General features: G+C 28.2%; 14 protein-coding genes. 12 read left to right on the top strand and 2 right to left on the bottom strand.

What is annotated here, in order from left to right; genetic code table 11:
- Positions 1-59 precede the first annotated feature (59 nt).
- A complete protein-coding gene (locus tag AYWB_RS01560) occupies positions 60-1,433 on the bottom strand; it encodes a DEAD/DEAH box helicase (protein WP_011412599.1) in 1,374 nt (457 codons plus the stop codon).
- Positions 1,434-1,617: 184 nt separating this feature from the next.
- Between AYWB_RS01560 and AYWB_RS01565 the strand changes: the two genes are divergently transcribed.
- From AYWB_RS01565 to AYWB_RS01620, 12 genes are all read left to right on the top strand, one after another.
- Positions 1,618-1,851 (top strand): hypothetical protein, encoded by a 234-nt coding sequence (locus tag AYWB_RS01565; RefSeq protein ID WP_041639835.1) that lies wholly within the window; start codon positions 1,618-1,620, stop codon positions 1,849-1,851.
- A gap of 929 nt (positions 1,852-2,780) precedes the next feature.
- Complete coding sequence (gene plsY, locus AYWB_RS01570) at positions 2,781-3,476, top strand: glycerol-3-phosphate 1-O-acyltransferase PlsY (RefSeq protein WP_011412601.1); 696 nt, start codon at positions 2,781-2,783, stop codon at positions 3,474-3,476.
- A 115-nt stretch (positions 3,477-3,591) separates the two neighbouring features.
- On the top strand, positions 3,592-5,607 hold the full coding sequence (gene ligA, locus AYWB_RS01575) for an NAD-dependent DNA ligase LigA (protein ID WP_011412602.1): 2,016 nt from the start codon (positions 3,592-3,594) through the stop codon (positions 5,605-5,607).
- A gap of 69 nt (positions 5,608-5,676) precedes the next feature.
- On the top strand, positions 5,677-6,696 hold the full coding sequence (gene whiA / locus AYWB_RS01580) for a DNA-binding protein WhiA (protein WP_011412603.1): 1,020 nt from the start codon (positions 5,677-5,679) through the stop codon (positions 6,694-6,696).
- A gap of 2 nt (positions 6,697-6,698) precedes the next feature.
- Positions 6,699-7,073: a holo-ACP synthase gene (gene acpS, locus AYWB_RS01585; protein WP_041640010.1), complete on the top strand. Its 375-nt coding sequence runs from the start codon at positions 6,699-6,701 to the stop codon at positions 7,071-7,073.
- 148 nt (positions 7,074-7,221) lie between these two features.
- Positions 7,222-8,565: an FAD-dependent oxidoreductase gene (locus tag AYWB_RS01590; protein ID WP_011412605.1), complete on the top strand. Its 1,344-nt coding sequence runs from the start codon at positions 7,222-7,224 to the stop codon at positions 8,563-8,565.
- Between the two features lie 180 nt (positions 8,566-8,745).
- On the top strand, positions 8,746-9,354 hold the full coding sequence (locus AYWB_RS01595) for a superoxide dismutase (protein ID WP_011412607.1): 609 nt from the start codon (positions 8,746-8,748) through the stop codon (positions 9,352-9,354).
- A 6-nt stretch (positions 9,355-9,360) separates the two neighbouring features.
- The gene (locus tag AYWB_RS01600; protein WP_011412608.1) at positions 9,361-9,777 is read left to right on the top strand and encodes a transcription antitermination factor NusB; all 417 of its coding nucleotides are present in this window, start codon (positions 9,361-9,363) and stop codon (positions 9,775-9,777) included.
- Positions 9,778-10,191: 414 nt separating this feature from the next.
- Positions 10,192-11,049 carry a hypothetical protein gene (locus tag AYWB_RS01605; RefSeq protein WP_011412610.1) on the top strand — a complete coding sequence of 286 codons (858 nt, stop codon included), beginning with the start codon at positions 10,192-10,194 and terminating at the stop codon, positions 11,047-11,049.
- Between the two features lie 377 nt (positions 11,050-11,426).
- A complete protein-coding gene (gene lepA / locus AYWB_RS01610) occupies positions 11,427-13,244 on the top strand; it encodes a translation elongation factor 4 (RefSeq protein ID WP_011412611.1) in 1,818 nt (605 codons plus the stop codon).
- Positions 13,245-14,074: 830 nt separating this feature from the next.
- Positions 14,075-15,454 carry a TldD/PmbA family protein gene (locus tag AYWB_RS01615; RefSeq protein ID WP_041639838.1) on the top strand — a complete coding sequence of 460 codons (1,380 nt, stop codon included), beginning with the start codon at positions 14,075-14,077 and terminating at the stop codon, positions 15,452-15,454.
- Positions 15,451-16,827 carry a TldD/PmbA family protein gene (locus AYWB_RS01620; RefSeq protein ID WP_011412613.1) on the top strand — a complete coding sequence of 459 codons (1,377 nt, stop codon included), beginning with the start codon at positions 15,451-15,453 and terminating at the stop codon, positions 16,825-16,827. Before AYWB_RS01615 ends, AYWB_RS01620 begins: the two co-directional genes overlap by 4 nt.
- Positions 16,828-16,956: 129 nt before the next feature.
- On the opposite strand, the gene lon is transcribed toward AYWB_RS01620, so the two are convergent.
- Entirely contained in the window at positions 16,957-19,332 is a 2,376-nt protein-coding gene (lon, locus tag AYWB_RS01625) for an endopeptidase La (RefSeq protein WP_011412614.1), read from the bottom strand.
- Positions 19,333-19,362 lie beyond the last annotated feature (30 nt).

The raw sequence follows: 19,362 nt of genomic DNA on the forward strand, positions 1-19,362 counted from the left end.
TTTTAATTAAGTAATTTATTTTTTTGATGGCTTTTGTGATTTGTATTTGTTTTTTTGATTTAAATTTTATTTGAAAAAAAGTGCTTTTGTTTTTGGGGCTTGGTTTTCTTTTTGATTCTTTTTTTATAATTGGGTTTTACTTGTTTGCTTTTATTTTTTTTATTGTTATTGTTTTTTTCTTGGGCTTTTTTTTGGGTTTCATTTGGTGCTTCCAAATTGGAATCTTTGGTAAATTTGTTTTGTTTGAAATTTTTTTTTTGGTTAGTTTGGTTGTTTGTGATATTTTTATTTTTTTTATTTGGCTTATAAGCTTTGGTAGTTGTAACAATTTTTGAATTTTGATTTCTTATAAAACCACCTTTGCTTAAAGAGGATTTATGGAAAGTAATTCCTAATTGGATTAATTTATTAATTTTTTCTTTTTCTTTAATTTCTTGGGGATCGTACAAAACAATTATTTCACCTTTTTTTCCCATTCTTGATGTTCTACCACTTCTGTGAAAAAAAAATTCAAGGTGTGAAGGTAAGTTGTAATGGATGACACAAGAAGCATCAAAATCAATTCCTCTGGCTGCAAGATCTGATGCAATTACGTACTGATATTTTAATTTATGAATAGCTTTAAGGCTTTTTTTTCTTTGTTTGACTGATAAATCAGAGTTGTAATTAAGTAATTTGAGACTGTCATTTTGTAAAGTTTGAAATACTAATTCTTGTTCTTTTTTTTCATTGACAAATATGAGTGCTAAATAAGGATTAAGGACTTTGGTTAGATGAATTAAGGTCTGTATTTTACTTGTAGTTGTTTCTAATAAATAAAAAGTACGGTTAAGATTACTTTGATTATAAACATCAATAAAAGTAGATTTGCCAAAATAACGATTAATAAAAGGCTTTAATTGTTCGTTAAATGTAGCTGAAAATAATAAAATTTTGGCTTTAAGATGGCTAATTAAAGGGTCTAGTGAATTTAAAAATAATTCATCAAACATCATATCAGCTTCATCAAGGACTAAATAAGATACATATTTTAAGTTAATTTTTTTAAGTTTAAAAGCGTATTCTAATAACTTATCGGGAGTTGCAATGATTAATGGAGGTTGTTTTTTTTCAAAAGTGGTAATTGCTTTTTGTTTATCCATTCCTCTGTAAAGAATTTTGGTAAAATTAGTTTTTTCAATTTGTTTAAACATTTCCCATACTTGAAATACTAAATCATTGGTAGGTACTAAAATAATTGCTTGAGTAAATGTTTTTTGAAAATCAATTTTACTTAATATCGGTAAAAGATAAGCATGAGTTTTGCCTGTTCCTGTAGGAGCAATTCCTACCAGATTACCTGGTTTTTCAAATTGTGAAAAGACTTCTTTTTGGATGGGAGTTAAAGTTTGGAATTGAAGCTGTAATATTTTTTTTTGAATATAGTTTTGCAAGTTAAAAACCTCCTTAAATCATATATATTATATCAGTATTTTTGTAATTTAGAATTATTTTAGTAATAAAATAATTTTGTTGTAATAAATTGTTGAAAAAAACTTATTTCCAGTTAAAATATAAGTAAGTCTTTGACTTTATTATAAATTATAATGACGTATATTAAGGAAAGAAAATAGTGTAATGAAAACAAATAAAAATAATAAGAATAACATTAAAAAGAAAAAACAAAACAATAATGTTTTAAAACAAAGTAATAAATATAATAATAAAATTAAATTAATCAAAGATAATAAAAATGTTAAAACAAATAAAAAAGGTTTTAACTTTAGTTTTTCTAATTTATTAGCTTGGGTTGTTGTTGTTTGTTTGTGTATGAGTTCTGTAGCTTCTATTTTTTTATATTTTTTCAAATAAAGAAATAATTAAAATTTAATCTAAGATATAAAAAACTATTTTCATTAAAAAATAGTTTTTATCTTTATATAAGGGTTTTTTTAGTTATTATGTTTATTATTCTTTTAGTTCTTTTTCTAATGTTTCTTTTTCTTGGGGAGATAATTGATCTTATTTTTTTTATAACGATTTTTTGCATCTTTTTTGTCTCTTTTTGATCACGTATGTTCTATTTTGATTTTTTTTATTTCTTTTTCTAGATTGGATTTTACTCACCTTATTATTGTTATACCTTTTTTTACTTTATTTTGCTTCAAAAGGTTTTTTTTGAGTTTAGCTAAGTATCATCAAAACAACAACTACGATAGGCTCCTTAGTGGACCTGCAGATTCCAAAATAAAACAAAACAAAGAGAAAGTGAAGATTATTCGTATTCATACAGAATTGATAATAGCGAAGAAAATAAAGAAAAAATAAAAATTATGAAAGCAAGCGAAATAATACTTTATGCTGTTTAATTATTTCTTGCAAAATATTAGTTTTTCCAACTTTTCTTCTACAATAAATTTTTGTAACTATAAAAATTTTCTCCTTAATGAAAATTGCAAAACATACTTATTATTATAATGTTTTTTTAAAAAAATAACAAATAAACTTTGTTACAAATTAACTTTATTTTATTAATATATTTAACAATTCCCTATTTTCAATCTTTTTTTATCTGACAATTTTATTTAATTTTGACAACCAAAAACCTCATTATATTAAAAGAAAAGTAAGTTTTGTGGTAAAATTATATAGTAAATTTTTTGTTTTATAAAAATATAATTATTAATTTTTTTATAAAACAAAAAACTAAATTAACAACAAATACAAATAATAATTACAACTTAAAAACTCATTAAATAAATGATAAATTTTTGAAACAATAAATGAAATGAAGGTGCAAAATGAAAAAATTATCGTTTTTATTTTTATTTTTATTTTTTTATATTTTGGGGTCAATTCCTACAGGATTAGTTATCGGAAAATTGACGCAACAAAAAGATTTGCGCAACAAAGGTTCTGGCAATATTGGAGCAACTAATGCTTTTAGAGTTTTGGGGAAAAAATGGGGAATATTAGTATTTTTGTTAGATTTTTGCAAAGGATTTGTGCCACTTACAATTTTTTTGCATTTCTCAGAATTTTGGCCAACAGAACCATCCACACAAACTTTTTTACAACCTCATCTCACAATGAAAATATCTCTTTTGGCGATATCTCCTATTTTAGGACACATGTTTTCTTTATTCAATAAATTCAAAGGCGGCAAGGCAATTGCAACTTCGGTAGGCATTATCACTTCTTTTAATCCTTTGATTGGCATTTCTGGTATCATTTTTTTTGCTATTTTTTTAAGACTTTTTGGTTATGCTTCATTATCTTCAATTATGGCAAGCACTTTAGTTAATATTTTTTTATGGCTAAATTATTTGTATTGCGACAATTTTGGAACTTTGGTACCAATTCAAAACCAGATCCAAAAACCAGAATTATTTTACTTTTCGATCAATTTTGCTACCTTAATTATTATAGCTAAACATTATTCTAATATTTTACGCCTTATTAAAGGAACAGAAAATAAATTTAATTTCAAAAAATAAACAGCATCAACACAAAATATTTTGAAAAAAACAAACATCTAAATTAAAACCTAAAAAAACCAACTAAAAAACTCTCAACCAAAAACTACTTTTATTTATAAAAAGGTGCAAAGAAATGCAAAATTGTGATCCAATCAAACAAAAAATTAAATCATTGGTAAAACAACTCAACAAAGCCAATTACCAATACTATAATTTAAGTGATCCCGATTTAAGCGACCAACAATACGACGCTTTAATCAAAGAGCTAATCAATTTAGAAAACCACTATCCCCAATTTAAACTTCCTTATAGCCCCACTTTAAAAATCGGTGGTTTTGTAGAAAAAAAATTTAGCACCATTAAACACAAAACTCCAATGATGTCTTTGGCAAATGTTTTTAATATTGAAGAACTCAAAGCTTTTTATGACCGCATTGTCAAAAAAATTCCTACTTTTTCTTTGTTAACTGAATTAAAAATTGACGGCGTAGCGATAAGTTTAAAATATCAAAAAGGCATTTTAGTGCGAGCTTTAACAAGAGGAAACGGCATTTGGGGCGAAGATGTTACCAAAAACGCCCAGACTATCAAAACCATTCCTTTAAGATTAAATGAAGACCTTGATTTAGAAGTTAGAGGAGAAATTTATTTATCCCACCCTGATTTTGAAAAACTAAACGCCCAAAGAAAACAAGAAAACAAACCCCTTTTTTCCAATCCCAGAAATGCTGCTTCAGGAACTTTAAGACAACTTAATTCGGCAGTAGTGGCTAAAAGGAATCTATCTATTTTTGTTTATGGTATTGCAGATCCTTATTTGACCAAACCCACCCAAAAAGAGACTTTGGTTTTTTTAACTGCTTTAGGATTTGCCACAAACCCCCATCATTATTTCGTCTCTAATTTTGAAAATTTGCTTAGTGTAATTGAAAAATACAAATCCATTAAGGAGCAACTTACCTACGATACTGATGGCATTGTCATTAAAATTAACGAGCTTGTCTTTCATTCTTTAATAGGTGCCACTGCCAAAGCTCCCAGATGGGCAACTGCTTACAAATTTGCAACTATCACAAGCCAAAGCATAATTCAAAACATCATTTTTCAAGTGGGACGCACTGGTGTTATAACTCCAGTTTGTGAAATTATGCCTGTTATGGTAGATGGAAGTTTGGTCTCAAAAGTGTTTTTACACAATTATGACTACATTTGCAAAAAAGATATCAGAATAAAAGACCATGTCATAGTTCATAAAGCAGGCTCGGTTATTCCTGAAATTTTAGAAGTTATCAAAAGCAAAAGAACTGATTTGCAAAAACCCACTTTAATGATCGAAAAATGTCCTTCTTGTAAAACAATTTTAGAAAAACAACCAGGCGGAATTGATTATTTTTGCCTCAATCCAAATTGTCGCGAGCAAAAAATCCAAAAACTCATTCATTTTGTATCTAAAAATGCTATGGATATCAATGTTTTAGGAGAACAAACCATCATTACTTTTTTTGATAAAAATCTAATTACTAAACCTTCTGACCTTTATTTATTGAAAAACCACCAGCATATTTTACAAGAAATTTCAGGCTTTGGCGCTAAAAAAATTACTAACATTTTGGATGCAATCGAAGCAAGCAAGCAAAAGGGATTTGAAGATGTTTTGTTTGCTTTAGGCATCAAACATATTGGTAAAAAAGTCTCTCAAGTTTTGGCAAAATATTTTCAAACTATCGAAAATCTCCAACAATCCACATCAGACACAATTACTCAAATAAGAGAAATAGGAATCAAAATTGCTCAAAGCATCCAACAATATTTTTCCAATTCTTGTAATTTAGAAGAAGTCACCAAACTCAAAAAACTAGGAGTTTCTTTTCAAAGTACTAACTCCCAAAAACCAACTACCCAAAATATTTTTACCAACAAAAAAATTGTTTTAACAGGAACTCTACAAAAATATTCCCGCCTTCAAATCCAACAAATCTTAGAACAAATGGGAGCAATTATAACTAACAGTTTATCTTTGAAAACCAATTATTTAATAGTTGGCATCAATGCTGGTTCTAAATTAACCAAAGCCCAAAAACTCCAAATTCCTATTATCGAAGAAAAAGAATTACAACAAATTATAGAAAATAACCAAATTAAATCATAAAAAAATTACCGTTATTTTTCCCAAAACTCAAACCATAAAACAAATAAAAACAAATCCAAGAAGGTTCCAATGTCTTTTAACATTAAAATCAAAGAAGAAATTGCTTGTCAAAAATTCTTGCACATAGAAAATTTTTTTGAATTGACAGCTTTATTACATTTTGGCTGTGAATTAGAAAAAAACCACCAAAAAACTTTATTGTGGTTCCAAACCAAAAGCATCAAAATTGCTAGGCGTTTTCTGATTTTAATCAAAACTTTTTATCCTGATACTAACTCTTTTTTGATGACTAGCAAAGAATATAATTTACCGCATTTAAAAAGCATTCATGTAGGAATTGAAAAAGACATCCCCTTAATTTTAGAAAAACATCATTTTTTTACTCAAAATTCAAGCGTTTTTTTACCTTTGATCAAAAGCCAAAAATCCAAAAAAGCATTTTTAAGAGGTATTTTTTTATGCATAGGTTTTGTAAACGATCCTAAAAAAACTAATTATCATTTAGAATTTTTTCACAAAGACAGCAATAAAATTGAATTAATTAAAACGTTGATGCTTCATTTTGGTCTTAATGCCAAACAAATTAATCACAAAAAAGGTTTTTTAGTTTATTTAAAAGAATCTCAAATGATTATTGATTTCTTAAGGTTAATTGGCGCTTTGGAAATGGTTTTTCAGTACGAAAAAACAATAATTCAAAAAGACTTAAACCACATTATTAAATCCTCTATTAATTTTGAAATCTCAAATGAAAAAAAAATTCTTACTTCTGCCAATTTACAATTAAAACAAATTAATTTGATTGAAAAATACTTTCAAACCCCAAACCTCAAACCCAAAAATACAAATATAAAAAATCTCAAAAGCAAAAAACAACTTCCCAACCTTGAACCCAAATTATTGCAAATCATGTTATTAAGAAAAAAAAACCACGACGCAAGTTTGCAAGAATTAACTCAAAAATATTATCACAAACACAAGCAACAAATCACCAAATCAGGATTAAATTATTATTTTCAAAAAATCAAAAAAATAGCTTGTGAAATCGAAACTGCCCAAACTTTGGCACCATATAAGGAAAAAAAATGAATATGGAAAATATTGGCATAGATTTAGTTGAAATTAAAAAAATTAAAAAAATAGGTAAAGACATTTTAGCAGCAAGGATTTTATCCTCAGAAGAACACCAAATTTATCAAACCATACCAAATACCCAAAGCCAACTTACCTTTTTAGCAGGAAGATGGGCTTCTAAAGAAGCTCTTTTTAAAGCTTTTCAAAAACCCTCAAAAATCAATCCTACTTGCCAAAACTATTGCAACTGGTCTATTCTTAACGACAAAAACGGAGCTCCTTATGTGAAAAACAATACATGCGACACTTTTTCCAACCCCATTTTAATTTCCATCACTCACACTGATAATTACGCCTTAACTCTTGTTATTGTAAAAAAATTGCTACAATAGCGCTCCATAATCAAATTCGTTTTTTGATTATCCCTTGATTTTATTTATTTTGTGGGGTGTTTTTTAGGTATAATTAAAAAGTGTATAGTAAAAATAAACTTAAATAAAAAAAACAAAGAAAAAATCCAAAGGAGTTAATAACAAAAATATGAAAGTTATCGTTGTTGGTTGTACTCATGCAGGAACCGCTGCAGTAAAAACAATTAAAAAAAACAATCCCCAAGCTGATGTTGTTGTATATGAAAGAAACGATAATATCTCTTTTCTTTCTTGTGGAATTGCCTTGTATGTTGGAGGAGTTATCAAAGACAGTCTAGGGCTTTTTTATTCAAATCCTGATGAACTGGTAAGTATGGATGTTTGTACCAAACTTAAACATGAAGTATTAAAACTAGATTTTGACAAAAAAGAAGTTTTAGTTCAAAGTTTAGAAACCGGCAAACAGTTTAAAGAAAAATACGATAAATTAGTAATTGCTACTGGTTCTTGGCCTGTTATTCCTCCTATTAAAGGAATTGATTGTAAAAATGTTTTAATGTCTAAAAACTTTGATCATGCCAAAGATATTATTAATTACAGCAAAAATGTTAATAAAATCACAATAGTAGGTGCTGGCTATATCGGAATTGAATTAGCTGAATCATTCGCGGTACAAAAAAAAGAAGTAGTTTTAGTAGATGCAGAAGATAGAATTATGTTTAAATATTTAGACAAAGAATTTACAGATGTAGCTCAGAAAACCTTAACTGACCACGGAGTTACACTAGCATTAGGACAAAAAATAGCAGGATTCAAAACTAAAGATGGTTTAGTGACTCACGTAAAAACTGATAAAAACACCTTTGAGACCGAAATGGTAATTATGTGTATCAGTTTTAAACCTAACACCCAATTATTTGCTCATCATCTCGAAACATCCTTTAATGGTGCTTTAGTTGTTAACGAATATATGCAAACTTCAGACCCTGATGTTTATGCTTGTGGCGACTGTGTTAACGTTTATTACAATCCTACCCAAGAAGTAAAATATATGCCTTTAGCAACTAATGCTATCAGAATGGGAACACTTGTAGGACTTAATATTAAAAAACCTTGCATAAAATATTTAGGAACCCAAGGAACAAGCGGTATTAAAATTATTGATTTGAGCATTTCTTCAACAGGAATTACTGAAAATGTAGCTAAAAACTTAGGTAAAAACTATGGCACTGTTACAATCAAAGATGCTAACAGACCTGAATTTATGCCTGATTATGATGCTGTAATGTTAAAACTTGTTTTTGATAAAGACACTCGCAAAATTTTAGGAGGACAAATTGTTTCTCGCGTTGATTTAACTGAAAAAATGAATACTTTAAGTGTTTGTATACAAAACCAAATGACAGTAGAACAACTTGCTTTTGTTGACTTTTTCTTCCAACCCCATTTCAATAAACCTTGGGGATTGCTAAATTTAGCAGGACTTAAAGCTTTAGAAGTTAAGTCTCAATAACTATTACTCAAAATACCAAATGCGCGAAAAAATAAATTGGATAAAAAAACATAAAAGACAAAAAACATCGTTTGTTATAATTGTAGACAGTGTTCTTATTCCGTTTTATCACAATTCAAACCCCCATTCCAACACACTACCTCAAAAAATCTTTTCATCAACCATTAAAGGAGCAAACAAATGAACTTTACTCTACCTTCTATTCTTTATCATTATAACGCTTTAGAACCTTTTTTTGACACCCAAACTATGCAATTACACCATCTCAAACACCATCAAAAATACATTAACAACCTCAATGATGCTCTCCAAAAACACCCTCAACTAAATTTATCTTTGGAACAAATGCTAACTGATTTATCGTTAGTACCACAAGATATCAGACAAACAGTTAGAAACAATGGAGGCGGACATTTTAATCATTCTTTTTTTTGGACAATTTTAAAAGTAAATAATGGCAACACTCCTCAAGGATTATTAAAAGAAATGATTGTCTGTGAATTTGGTTCTTTAGAAACTTTCAAAGACAAATTTGCTAACACTGCTAAAACCATTTTTGGAAGTGGTTGGGCTTGGCTTGTATTAACCCCACAAAAAAAACTTTCAATTACTTTTACTCCTAATCAAGATGTAGTTCTAAACCAAGGAACTCCTCTTTTAGGCCTAGATGTTTGGGAGCATGCTTATTATTTAAGTTATCAAAATCGTAGAGTTGATTATATTGAAGCTTTTTTTAGTGTATTAAACTGGGAAAAAGTAAAAAATAACCTCACTCAAGCATTAAAATAATTTACCATGAAACGTCCTCCAAATAAAAAAGAATCGCGTTTATTACGAATTGAATTGATGAAATTATTATATCAATATGATTTTTACCAAAATAATTTGACTTTGTCACAAACAAATACCAATCCCATTTTTACTTTTTTTCAAAAAATTATTACTAAGCTTAAATTTATTGATGAAATTATTACCAAAAGTTTATATGATTATAAAATAAATCGCCTTAACAAAGTAGACAGAGCAATCATTCGCCTAGCTACTTATGAATTGTTAGAAACAAACATTTCTCACGCCATTATAATCGATGAGGCAATAGAAATTACCAAACAATTCTGCAATTTAAACGATGAAAAACAACATAAATTCAACAATAAATTATTAGATCAAATATATCGACAATTACAAATGTATAAAAAACTTATTACCTAATTGAATTTAAAAACTACCCAAATAATAAATAATTTTTTAAAGACCTTTCTAATTGAAAGGTCTTTTTTTATTTTTTTTTGATAGCGCATCTATAAATAATTATGAAAAATTCACAATAATTCTATACCAAAAATTAAAAACAAAAAACTTTAAAATAACAAGTTTATTAAAAATTCCTTTTTCTTTAGAAAGCATAATGAATGGCTAATTTTTATAATAATTTTTTTGATTTGATAACAATAGCAAAAACCAAACTTGCCAAACTAAAAAAATATAGATATCCTCCTTAAATCTTTTTAATTACAGAAACATTCAAAAAAATTTAGCTTGAGCAGTTAAAAAAAATAAATAAAATAATTTATTTAATATTCATTTAACCCTATTATTTTATTTTTTATTAAGGAAACAAATCTTTTGAATATTAAATTATTTAACCAAAAAAATAAATTAGTGTCTTTTTTATGTTTTATTTCATCAATAATACTAATATTATTATTATTATTAATATTAAGTTTACAAAAAAGACATTCAATCTGTAAACCATCAGAAAAAATACAATTAACTAATAACCAAAATCAAAACCCCAATCAACAAAATTTGGTCAAAACTTCTAATTTGGAAAAATCAAAATCACAAGAAACAAAACAAATTCAACCCCAAATTAAAAACCCCAAACAAATCATTGAAGAAAAAGACACACTACCTCTTTATATTCAAACAGTAAATGGCAAAAAACATTATCATTTTATATTACCTGATAGTGAATTTATGCAAGATGGCACTCTTAAAAATTCTGAAACCCATGTTTATATGGAAAATTTAAAACCTACTTTAATGCATCAAATGATCTGCAAAATACAACCTCAATATGATGGTTGGATAGCTTGTTTCCCTTCATTTAATGGACAAGATCTTTCAGGCGTTTTTTTATATAGCGTTATGACGGGAATCAAAACTCCTCCTTTGGATTTAGTAGGGATTTATTTTGAATCTCCTTTTGATAACTTTGATGTTGGTGATTGGAACAAATACACTTTAGATGATATTTTACAAATGAAAAATGAAAGCCAAAATATTTATTTTTTTTGGAGAACCCCAAAAATGACTAACATTTACAAAAAATATCATTTATTTAAACCAGGCAAGGAAAAATACCATCCTACATTTAATAAACCTAGAAGTCCTCAAAATTCCTTAATGCTTACCGAAGAATTTATAGATAAATTCATCCCAAATTCACCTTCAAAAAATCTCAAAGAAACCAAAAAATAAAATATTTAGTTAGTTCCAATACTTTTCAAAAACTTTCAAACTTGCCATATTTTCAAATTAAAAAAACAAATTAAGATCAACTTTAAGTTGGTCCTTTTTGCTACTTATTTATTCTTATTTTATAATTTTTGAGCCAAAATAAAATTTTGATTTAATTGAATTTTAACCATAGTTTATAATTTTAATAACTTTAAAATTACAAAAAAACTAATTTTGCACCTAGAACCTTTTTTTTTGTTATAATAACTTTTGAATTAGATATTAAATAATTTGGCTTTGCAATGATTTATAATTGTTATTTTAAAAAACTTAAGAAAGAATAAAACCACCTTAAAAACTAACTAAAACCAGCCAAATTATAAAGGAAACAAACAAAAATGAATATAGAACAATTAAAAGAAAGGCAAAAATGCATCCGCAATTTTTCCATTATCGCCCACATTGACCACGGCAAATCAACTCTAGCCGACCGTATTTTAGAATTTACAGGCACGATTGACAAAAGAATAATGAAAGAACAAATTTTGGATTCTATGGATTTAGAACGCGAGCGCGGAATTACTATTAAATTAAATGCCGTAGAAATTAACTACCAGTCCAAAGATGGCAAAAATTACATTATGCATTTGATTGACACACCGGGACACGTTGATTTTAGTTATGAAGTGTCACGTTCTTTGGCAGCTTGTGAAGGTGCTCTTTTAATTATTGATGCTTCCCAAGGCATTCAAGCCCAAACTCTTGCTAACGTTTATTTAGCTGTTGAAAACAATTTAACCCTTATTCCTGTTTTGAATAAAGTTGACTTGCCAAGCGCAGATGTGCCCAAAGTTAAAGAAGAAATTAAAGAAACTTTGGGACTTGACCCCGAAAAAGCCTTAATTGCAAGTGGAAAAACAGGGCTTGGAGTCATTGATATTTTAGAACAAATAGTAACTAGAATATCACCTCCTCAAGGAGACATTCAAAAACCTTTACAAGCCTTAATTTTTGATTCTTATTTTGATTCTTATAAAGGAGTTGTGCCTTCCATTAGAATCGTCAATGGCACAGTTAAAAAAGGCGATCAAATTCGTTTTATGGCAAGTAATAGTGTTTATGAAGTAGTTGAAGTAGGAGTTTATAATCCTAAACAAATTGTAAAAGATTTTTTGGCACCAGGTGATGTAGGATATATTACTGCTGCTATTAAAAGTATTAATCATGTAAGAGTTGGAGACACCATTACTTCGCAAACCAATCAAGCTTTGCTTCCTTTATTGGGATACAAACAAATGAATTCAGTAGTTTTTTGTGGACTTTATCCTGTCGAAACTAATAAATATGACATTCTCAAAGAAGCTTTGGAAAAACTAAAACTCAATGATTCTTCCTTAATTTTTGAGCCTGAAAGTTCTAATGCTTTGGGACTTGGTTTTAGAACTGGTTTTTTAGGACTTTTGCATATGGAAATTATTCAAGAAAGAATTAGTCGTGAATTTGGAGTAGAAGTAATTGCTACTGCTCCTTCTGTTATTTATCATGTTTATTCTACCAAAGGAGAAAAATTTTTAGTTGATAATCCCTCCAAACTACCATCCACTCAAATGATTGATCGCATTGAAGAACCCTTTATTAAAGCTACTATTATGTGTCCTGAAATCTATATTGGTAAAGTAATGAAGCTTTCCCAAAACAAAAGAGGAGCCCTTCAAAATATTGAATATATCGATAGTCAAAGAGTAATGATTAATTATTTACTACCTTTTTCAGAAATTATTTATAGTTATTTTGATAAGTTAAAATCATTAACCAAAGGCTATGCTTCTTTTGATTATGAAATAGATAAATATCGTGTTTCTAAATTACAAAAAATGGATATTTTATTAAATGGAGAAATTGTTGATGCTCTATCTTTAATTGTTCATCATGATTTTGCCTATGAAAGAGGAAAGGCTATTTGTGAGACTTTAAAAGAGTTTATTCCTAAACAAATGTTTGAAATCCCTATTCAAGCAGCTTTAGGAAAAAAAATTATTGCCAGACAAACTATCAAAGCTATGCGCAAAGATGTAACAGCTAAACTTTATGGAGGCGATGTTACGCGTAAAAAGAAATTATTAGAGAAGCAGAAAAAAGGCAAAAAGAAAATGAAAACATTAGGAAAAGTGCAATTACCTCAAAAAGCCTTTCTTGCTATTCTTGCTACTAAATAATTATTTGTTTCAAAGATATAAAAGAATATTTAAAAAACTCCTTTTAATATATAAGGAGTTTTTGTTTTATTTAATTGTTTTCATTTATTTTTGTTCTTTTTTTGGGGTATTTGTATTTTTTTTTTTTTTGGATTGGTTATTTTTACCATTGGGAGCTATTTGTGGGTTTTCAATATATTTTACTTAAAAAATTAATTGACTAAATGTTCTTCCTTTCATTACTATATACACCCTTTAACAAAACGAATAAAAAACAAATGGAAGAGATAAAAGCGAACATATTCAAAAAAATATTTCTACTATAATAAGAATTTTTTTATTAAGGGTATTTAATATGGTTTTTTTTAAAATGCTATCTATATGAAATGTAATAAATCCCCGAATATAACAAAATCACTAAAAAGAAAAAGAAATTAAAAATTATTTTTCATTTGAGTTTTCCAAAAATATATTTGACTTCCTACTTGTTTAACTAATTCTGGTTTAAAAATAATAAATTTGATTCCAAATATTTACTTGCATCTTTTCTTTTTATAATATTAATAATGATTTAAAAAATAAATATTTATATTATATACAGTTTTTTTAAAGTTAATATTTAATGATGAAACAGAATAAATGAATTAAAAAATGCTTATTTAAATGTTTCATGCTTTTATATGCTCCCCCTTATTGTGTTTTTATTATAATATATTTTTTATAAAAACAAACAAATTAAAATAATAATAATAAATATCATTTGGGAAATTTTTATATAATATGCTTAAAAATCTTAAAAAAATGATAAAATAAAAGAGATTTGCAAACAATATAAAGGAGAATATTATTTGATGTTAAATAAAGAAGATATTCAAAAAATTCTAAATTTATCTTTAGATGAAGGAGCTGATTTTGCAGAATTATTTTTTGAAAATACTTATTCTCACACTCTTAAAGTAATTGGCAAAGATGTAGTTTCTGCTGATACTTATAATACTTTTGGAGTAGGCATTCGATTATTAAAAGGCTTTGATGAAGTTTATGGCTACACTAATAAAACTGATTATCAAAATGTTTTATCCTTGCTTTTAAAATTAAAAAAAACTTTTCAAGGAAAAGCAAATAAAGTCATTGCCTTGCAAACCGAAAAACCTCTAAAAAATACTATCCAAAAACATTATAACAGTATGACTCAAGAACAAAAAGCCCAAAAATTACTTAAATTATCGGCTATTATTCAAAATTATGATCCTCAAATTATTCAATCCATAACCTCTTTAAGCCAAAAAGAACAACATGTTTTAATTGCTAATACTTTAGGCGTTTATCAAAATGACACACGTAGTTATATTAGATGTGGACTTGTAGGAGTGGCACAAAGAGGACAAGAAATGCAAGAAGCCTTTGAATCTCCTGGACGCGCAATGGGATTGGAATTCTTGGATTTAATTGATTTAGAAACAATTGCCAAACAAGTAGCGAAACAAGCAGTTGATTTGTTGGATGCTAAATCTTTAAAACCTCAAACTATGCCAATTATAATTAATAATGGTTTTGGAGGTGTTATTTTCCATGAGGCTTGCGGACACCCCCTTGAAGCTACTGCAGTTGCTAAAGGTCTTTCTCCTTTTTGTGACAAATTAAATCAAAAAGTTGCTTCCGAAGTTGTAACTGCTTATGATGATGGAACTATTCCGGGAGCTTGGGGAAGTATTAATTTTGATGATGAGGGCAACCCCACCCAAAAAAAACTTTTAATTGAAAAAGGCATCCTTAAAGATTATTTAATTGATTTTAGAAACGGACGCAAAATGAAGATGCAATCGAACGGTTCTTCTCGCAGACAATCTTATAAATACTCTCCTACTTCACGCATGAGTTCTACTTACATCGAAAAAGGCACAGAAACGCCCGAACAAATTATTGCAGATACTCCTTACGGTCTTTATGCCAAAAGTCTAGGTGGTGGCACAGTTGTACCTGCTACTGGCGAATTTAATTTTGTAGTTAACGAAGGCTATTTAATCGAAAATGGTAAATTAACAACCCATGTTAAAGGAGCAATGTTGGTTGGTCATGGATCAGATATTTTATTTAAAATTGACCGTGTTGCCAATGATTTAGTTTTAGGTCAAGGAATGTGTGGTTCTTGTTCTGGTTCTCTACCAGTTGATGTAGGACAGCCAACTATTAGAGTAAAAGAAATGATTGTAGGAGGAAATCAAAAATGATAAACGATTTAACAAAAACAACAAAACAACAAAACCAAACCATCCACACAAACCCTACTACTAACAATTATCAAAAGTGGTTAGAAAAAGGAATGCAACAAGGTTTTGAAGCATTAGAAATTGCAATTCATGAAACCCAAACTTTTAAACTATCTTTGGAAAAAGGCAAAATAGATGCTTGTGTTTGGAGCGATGTCGCTTCTGCAGTTATAAGGGGTATTTTTGTCAACAAAAAAACTTCTATTGCTTTAGAACATTTAACTGACAGCGCTTTTGATAATGCTTTTACAACCCTCAAAGAAAATTGCCAAACAATTACTTCCAAAGAACCTGCTCTTATTTTTGAAGGGTCTTCCAGTTATCCTGAAGTATTGGAAAATAACTTTGATTTTGGAAAAGTTCCATTAGAACAAAAACAAAATTTGTTGTTGCAGTTAGAAAAAATAATGTTGCAAAGCTCCTATTTTCAAGCTACTAACGGCATTGTTTATCAAGAAGTTTGTTATAAAAAAACATTGTTAAATTCCAAAGGACTCAATTTATCGCACAAAAACAGCTATGCTTATTTATATGCTTCTGCGGTTTTTCAAAAAGAAGGTGAAGTTGAAATTTATGGCAAAAGTGTTTTAGCTAAAGATTTTGTAACCTTTAATCCTGTTAAATTAGGTAACGAAATTGTTGAGATGGGCGAAAAAAAATTAGGATCTAAATCTTTGGTATCTCAAAAATATCCAGTTGTTTTTTCTAATGAAATGTTTGCAGACCTTTTGGAAAGTTTCAGCGATATTTTTACTGGAACAAGTGCTTATCGTAACTTAACTAAATTAAAAGATAAAGTTAATTGTTTAATTGCTTCTGAAAAAGTTAGCATTATTGAAGATCCTTTAAACGATGGGGCTTATTTTAAAGAAAAATTTGATGATGAGGGAGTAGCTTGCCAAACCAAACCAATTATTACTAAAGGAGTTTTTCAAGGATTTATTCATAACTTAAAAACTGCTCGTATTTTTAAACAAGCCCCGACTGGAAACAGTTTTGGTGGTAGCACTTCTATGATTAATTGTTATTTGGTTCCTGGCACAAAAAATTTTGCAGAAATGATTAAATCTATTCAAAATGGTATTTATATTACTGATTTAGTAGGGATGCATGCAGGAATTCAAACTGTTAGTGGAGATTTTAGTCTACAAGCTAGTGGTTTTAGAATTGAAAAAGGAAAAGTTACAACTCCTGTTAAAATGATTGTTGTTTCTGGTAATTTTTTTGATATTCTTAAAAATATAGAAACTATTGCTAATGATTTTGAATTTCAAACTTCAGGATTTGGTAGTTCTAGTGTTTTTGTGGGGGATTTAAATATTGGAGGAAAGTAATTTTCTTTGTATTCTTTTAGAATTCTTATCGAAAAAATAAATATTAAAATAATAATTTAAGTTTTCAAAACCTTTTAATTATTTATATAAAAAACACCATCTTAAAGATGGTGTTTTTTATATAAATAATTAAACAACAAACACTTGTGAAAAAACATCAGAAATATTTGATACAGGAATAATATTTAATTTATTTCTTACTTCTTCAGGAATATCTTCAATATCTTTTAAATTTTCTTGAGGAATAAAAATAGTGTCAAGACCGCTACGATTAGCAGCAATAGCTTTTTCTTTTAAACCTCCAATAGCTAAAATATTTCCTCGTAAAGTAATTTCTCCTGTCATTCCTAAACCTTTTTTAATATATTTTTGGGTAATTGCAGATACAAGGGAAGTAGCAATAGTAATTCCAGCTGAAGGACCGTCTTTAGGAATAGCTGCTTCTGGAAGATGAATGTGAAAGTCGTTTTCTGCAAAAATATTGGCATCTATTCCTAAATTTTGACAGTTAGCTTTGATGAAACTTAAAGCAGTATAAGCGCTTTCTTTGAGGACTTCTCCTAATTTACCTGTAAGGACTAATTGTCCTTTACCTTTATAATAAGTAACCTCTACTGGAAGTAAATCGCCTCCAAAATAAGTATAGGCAAGCCCGTTAGTAGAACCTATTTTTTCTTTTTGTTCATCTAAAAGATTTAGGTATTTTTCTTTACCTAAGTATTTAGTAACGTTTTTAGTAGTAATAATTACTTGTTCTTTTTTTTTAATTAAACATTCTTTAACTGTTTTTCTAGCTAGTTCTGCGAGGATTCTATCCAACTCTCTTACTCCTGCTTCTTTGGTGTAATGTCTAATTAAATAAAGGATAGTATCATTATCAATAACTAAATTTGTGTCAGTGATTCCATGGTTTTTAAGTTGTTTTTTTAAAAGATATTTGGAAGCTATGTTAATTTTGTCTTTTTCAGTGTAAGAGCTTACTTCGATAATTTCCATACGGTCTTTTAAAGCTTCTGGAACGTTATCAAGATAATTGGCAGTAGCAATAAACAATACTTGGGATAAATCAAATGGTTCGGATAAAAAATGATCCATAAAATTAATATTTTGTTGTGGGTCAAGTACTTCTAATAAAGCTGATGCAGGATCAAAGTTATAATTGGTTACTAGTTTGTCAATTTCGTCTAATAAAAAGACAGGATTAACTGTTTTGGCGTCCCTAATGCCTGCAAGAATGCGACCTGGCATAGCTCCAATATAAGTTCTTCTGTGACCTCTAATTTCTGACTCTTCCTTTAAACCACCTAAAGATTGTCTGACAAATTGGCGTCCTAAAGCTTTGGCAATAGAAGAGGCAAGTGAGGTTTTCCCCACTCCTGGAGGTCCTACAAGACATAAAATATTTTGAGGGTTTTTCTTAGTCATTATTTTGACTGCTGCATATTCTAAAATACGTTCTTTGACTTTTTGAAGTCCGTAATGCTGGTTGTTTAAGGATTTTTCAATGGCAACTAAATCATTTTCATCTTGGCTGGTTTTGCCCCAAGGTAATTCCAGTAAAAAATCAAGATAATTTTTAATTACAAAAGATTCTGCCATTAAAGATGATGTTTGATAACGTGATAATTCTTGTAAAGCTTTTTTTTTGATTTCAGGAGGTAAAGGAGTTTTTTTTATTTTATCGCGTAATTCTGCAATTTCTTCTTCTTTTTTGGCTTTGTCCCCTAATTCTAGTTGAATTGCTTTCATTTTTTCTCTTAAATAAAATTCTTTTTGGTTTTCATCAATACTTTGTTTTACTTTTTCATTGATTTTTTGTTCTAAATCGAGTCCTATAAGTAAACTTTGGATGTCTTGAAGAATGTAAAAAATTCTTTTATTAAGGTGAGATTCTTTAAGATATTTGTATTTATCTAAATCATCAATTTTTAAATTAAAGATAATGATATCAGTGATATTTTCTGTTTCTGGTTCTGTTTTGATGATATCTAAAAAATTATTGGTGTTTTGAACAAGCAATTGAAAAGGTTTGTCCATAATTTTTTCTATAACTAACTTAATTAAGGCTTTTTCTTCTTCGATGCTTCCATAAACGGTTTTGACTTTTTCGTATGAGACTTTTAAAAAAGGTTCTTTTTGCAAAAATTTATCAATTTTTACTCTTTGTAAAATACGAAATCTCACTTTAAAATCGCCATGAGGGATTTTTACTTTGGTAATTATTTGTGCCAATACACCGTAACGTTGAAGGTTAGTTAGTTTTGGTTTGTTGTGTGATAAACCTTTTTGAGTTAAAAGAATAACGAAAGAATTTGCGTTAGTTTCTGACTCTTTTAAAGCTTTTAAATAAGAATTGTCTGATACTTCGATACGAAAATCAACATTTGGAATAGGCATTATTTCGCTTATAACTACAACTGGGAGTTGTTCAGGAATTTCTTGAAAAATATCTTCAAATTCGCCAATAGAAAGATCTGATTTTAATTTTTTGCTTTTGGTTTTCATATATTTTCATCCTTTCGATATTTTTTTAAC

The organism is Aster yellows witches'-broom phytoplasma AYWB (assembly GCF_000012225.1).
Taxonomy (GTDB): domain Bacteria; phylum Bacillota_I; class Bacilli_A; order Acholeplasmatales; family Acholeplasmataceae; genus Phytoplasma.

Coding starts and splice junctions, on each gene's coding strand:
- AYWB_RS01590 (WP_011412605.1), top strand. CDS start 7,222: ATGAAAGTTATCGTTGTTGGTTGTACTCATGCAGGAACCGCTGCAGTA.
- whiA (WP_011412603.1), top strand. CDS start 5,677: ATGTCTTTTAACATTAAAATCAAAGAAGAAATTGCTTGTCAAAAATTC.
- lon (WP_011412614.1), bottom strand. CDS start 19,332: ATGAAAACCAAAAGCAAAAAATTAAAATCAGATCTTTCTATTGGCGAA.
- AYWB_RS01600 (WP_011412608.1), top strand. CDS start 9,361: ATGAAACGTCCTCCAAATAAAAAAGAATCGCGTTTATTACGAATTGAA.
- AYWB_RS01615 (WP_041639838.1), top strand. CDS start 14,075: ATGTTAAATAAAGAAGATATTCAAAAAATTCTAAATTTATCTTTAGAT.
- acpS (WP_041640010.1), top strand. CDS start 6,699: ATGGAAAATATTGGCATAGATTTAGTTGAAATTAAAAAAATTAAAAAA.
- AYWB_RS01595 (WP_011412607.1), top strand. CDS start 8,746: ATGAACTTTACTCTACCTTCTATTCTTTATCATTATAACGCTTTAGAA.
- lepA (WP_011412611.1), top strand. CDS start 11,427: ATGAATATAGAACAATTAAAAGAAAGGCAAAAATGCATCCGCAATTTT.
- AYWB_RS01565 (WP_041639835.1), top strand. CDS start 1,618: ATGAAAACAAATAAAAATAATAAGAATAACATTAAAAAGAAAAAACAA.
- plsY (WP_011412601.1), top strand. CDS start 2,781: ATGAAAAAATTATCGTTTTTATTTTTATTTTTATTTTTTTATATTTTG.
- ligA (WP_011412602.1), top strand. CDS start 3,592: ATGCAAAATTGTGATCCAATCAAACAAAAAATTAAATCATTGGTAAAA.
- AYWB_RS01620 (WP_011412613.1), top strand. CDS start 15,451: ATGATAAACGATTTAACAAAAACAACAAAACAACAAAACCAAACCATC.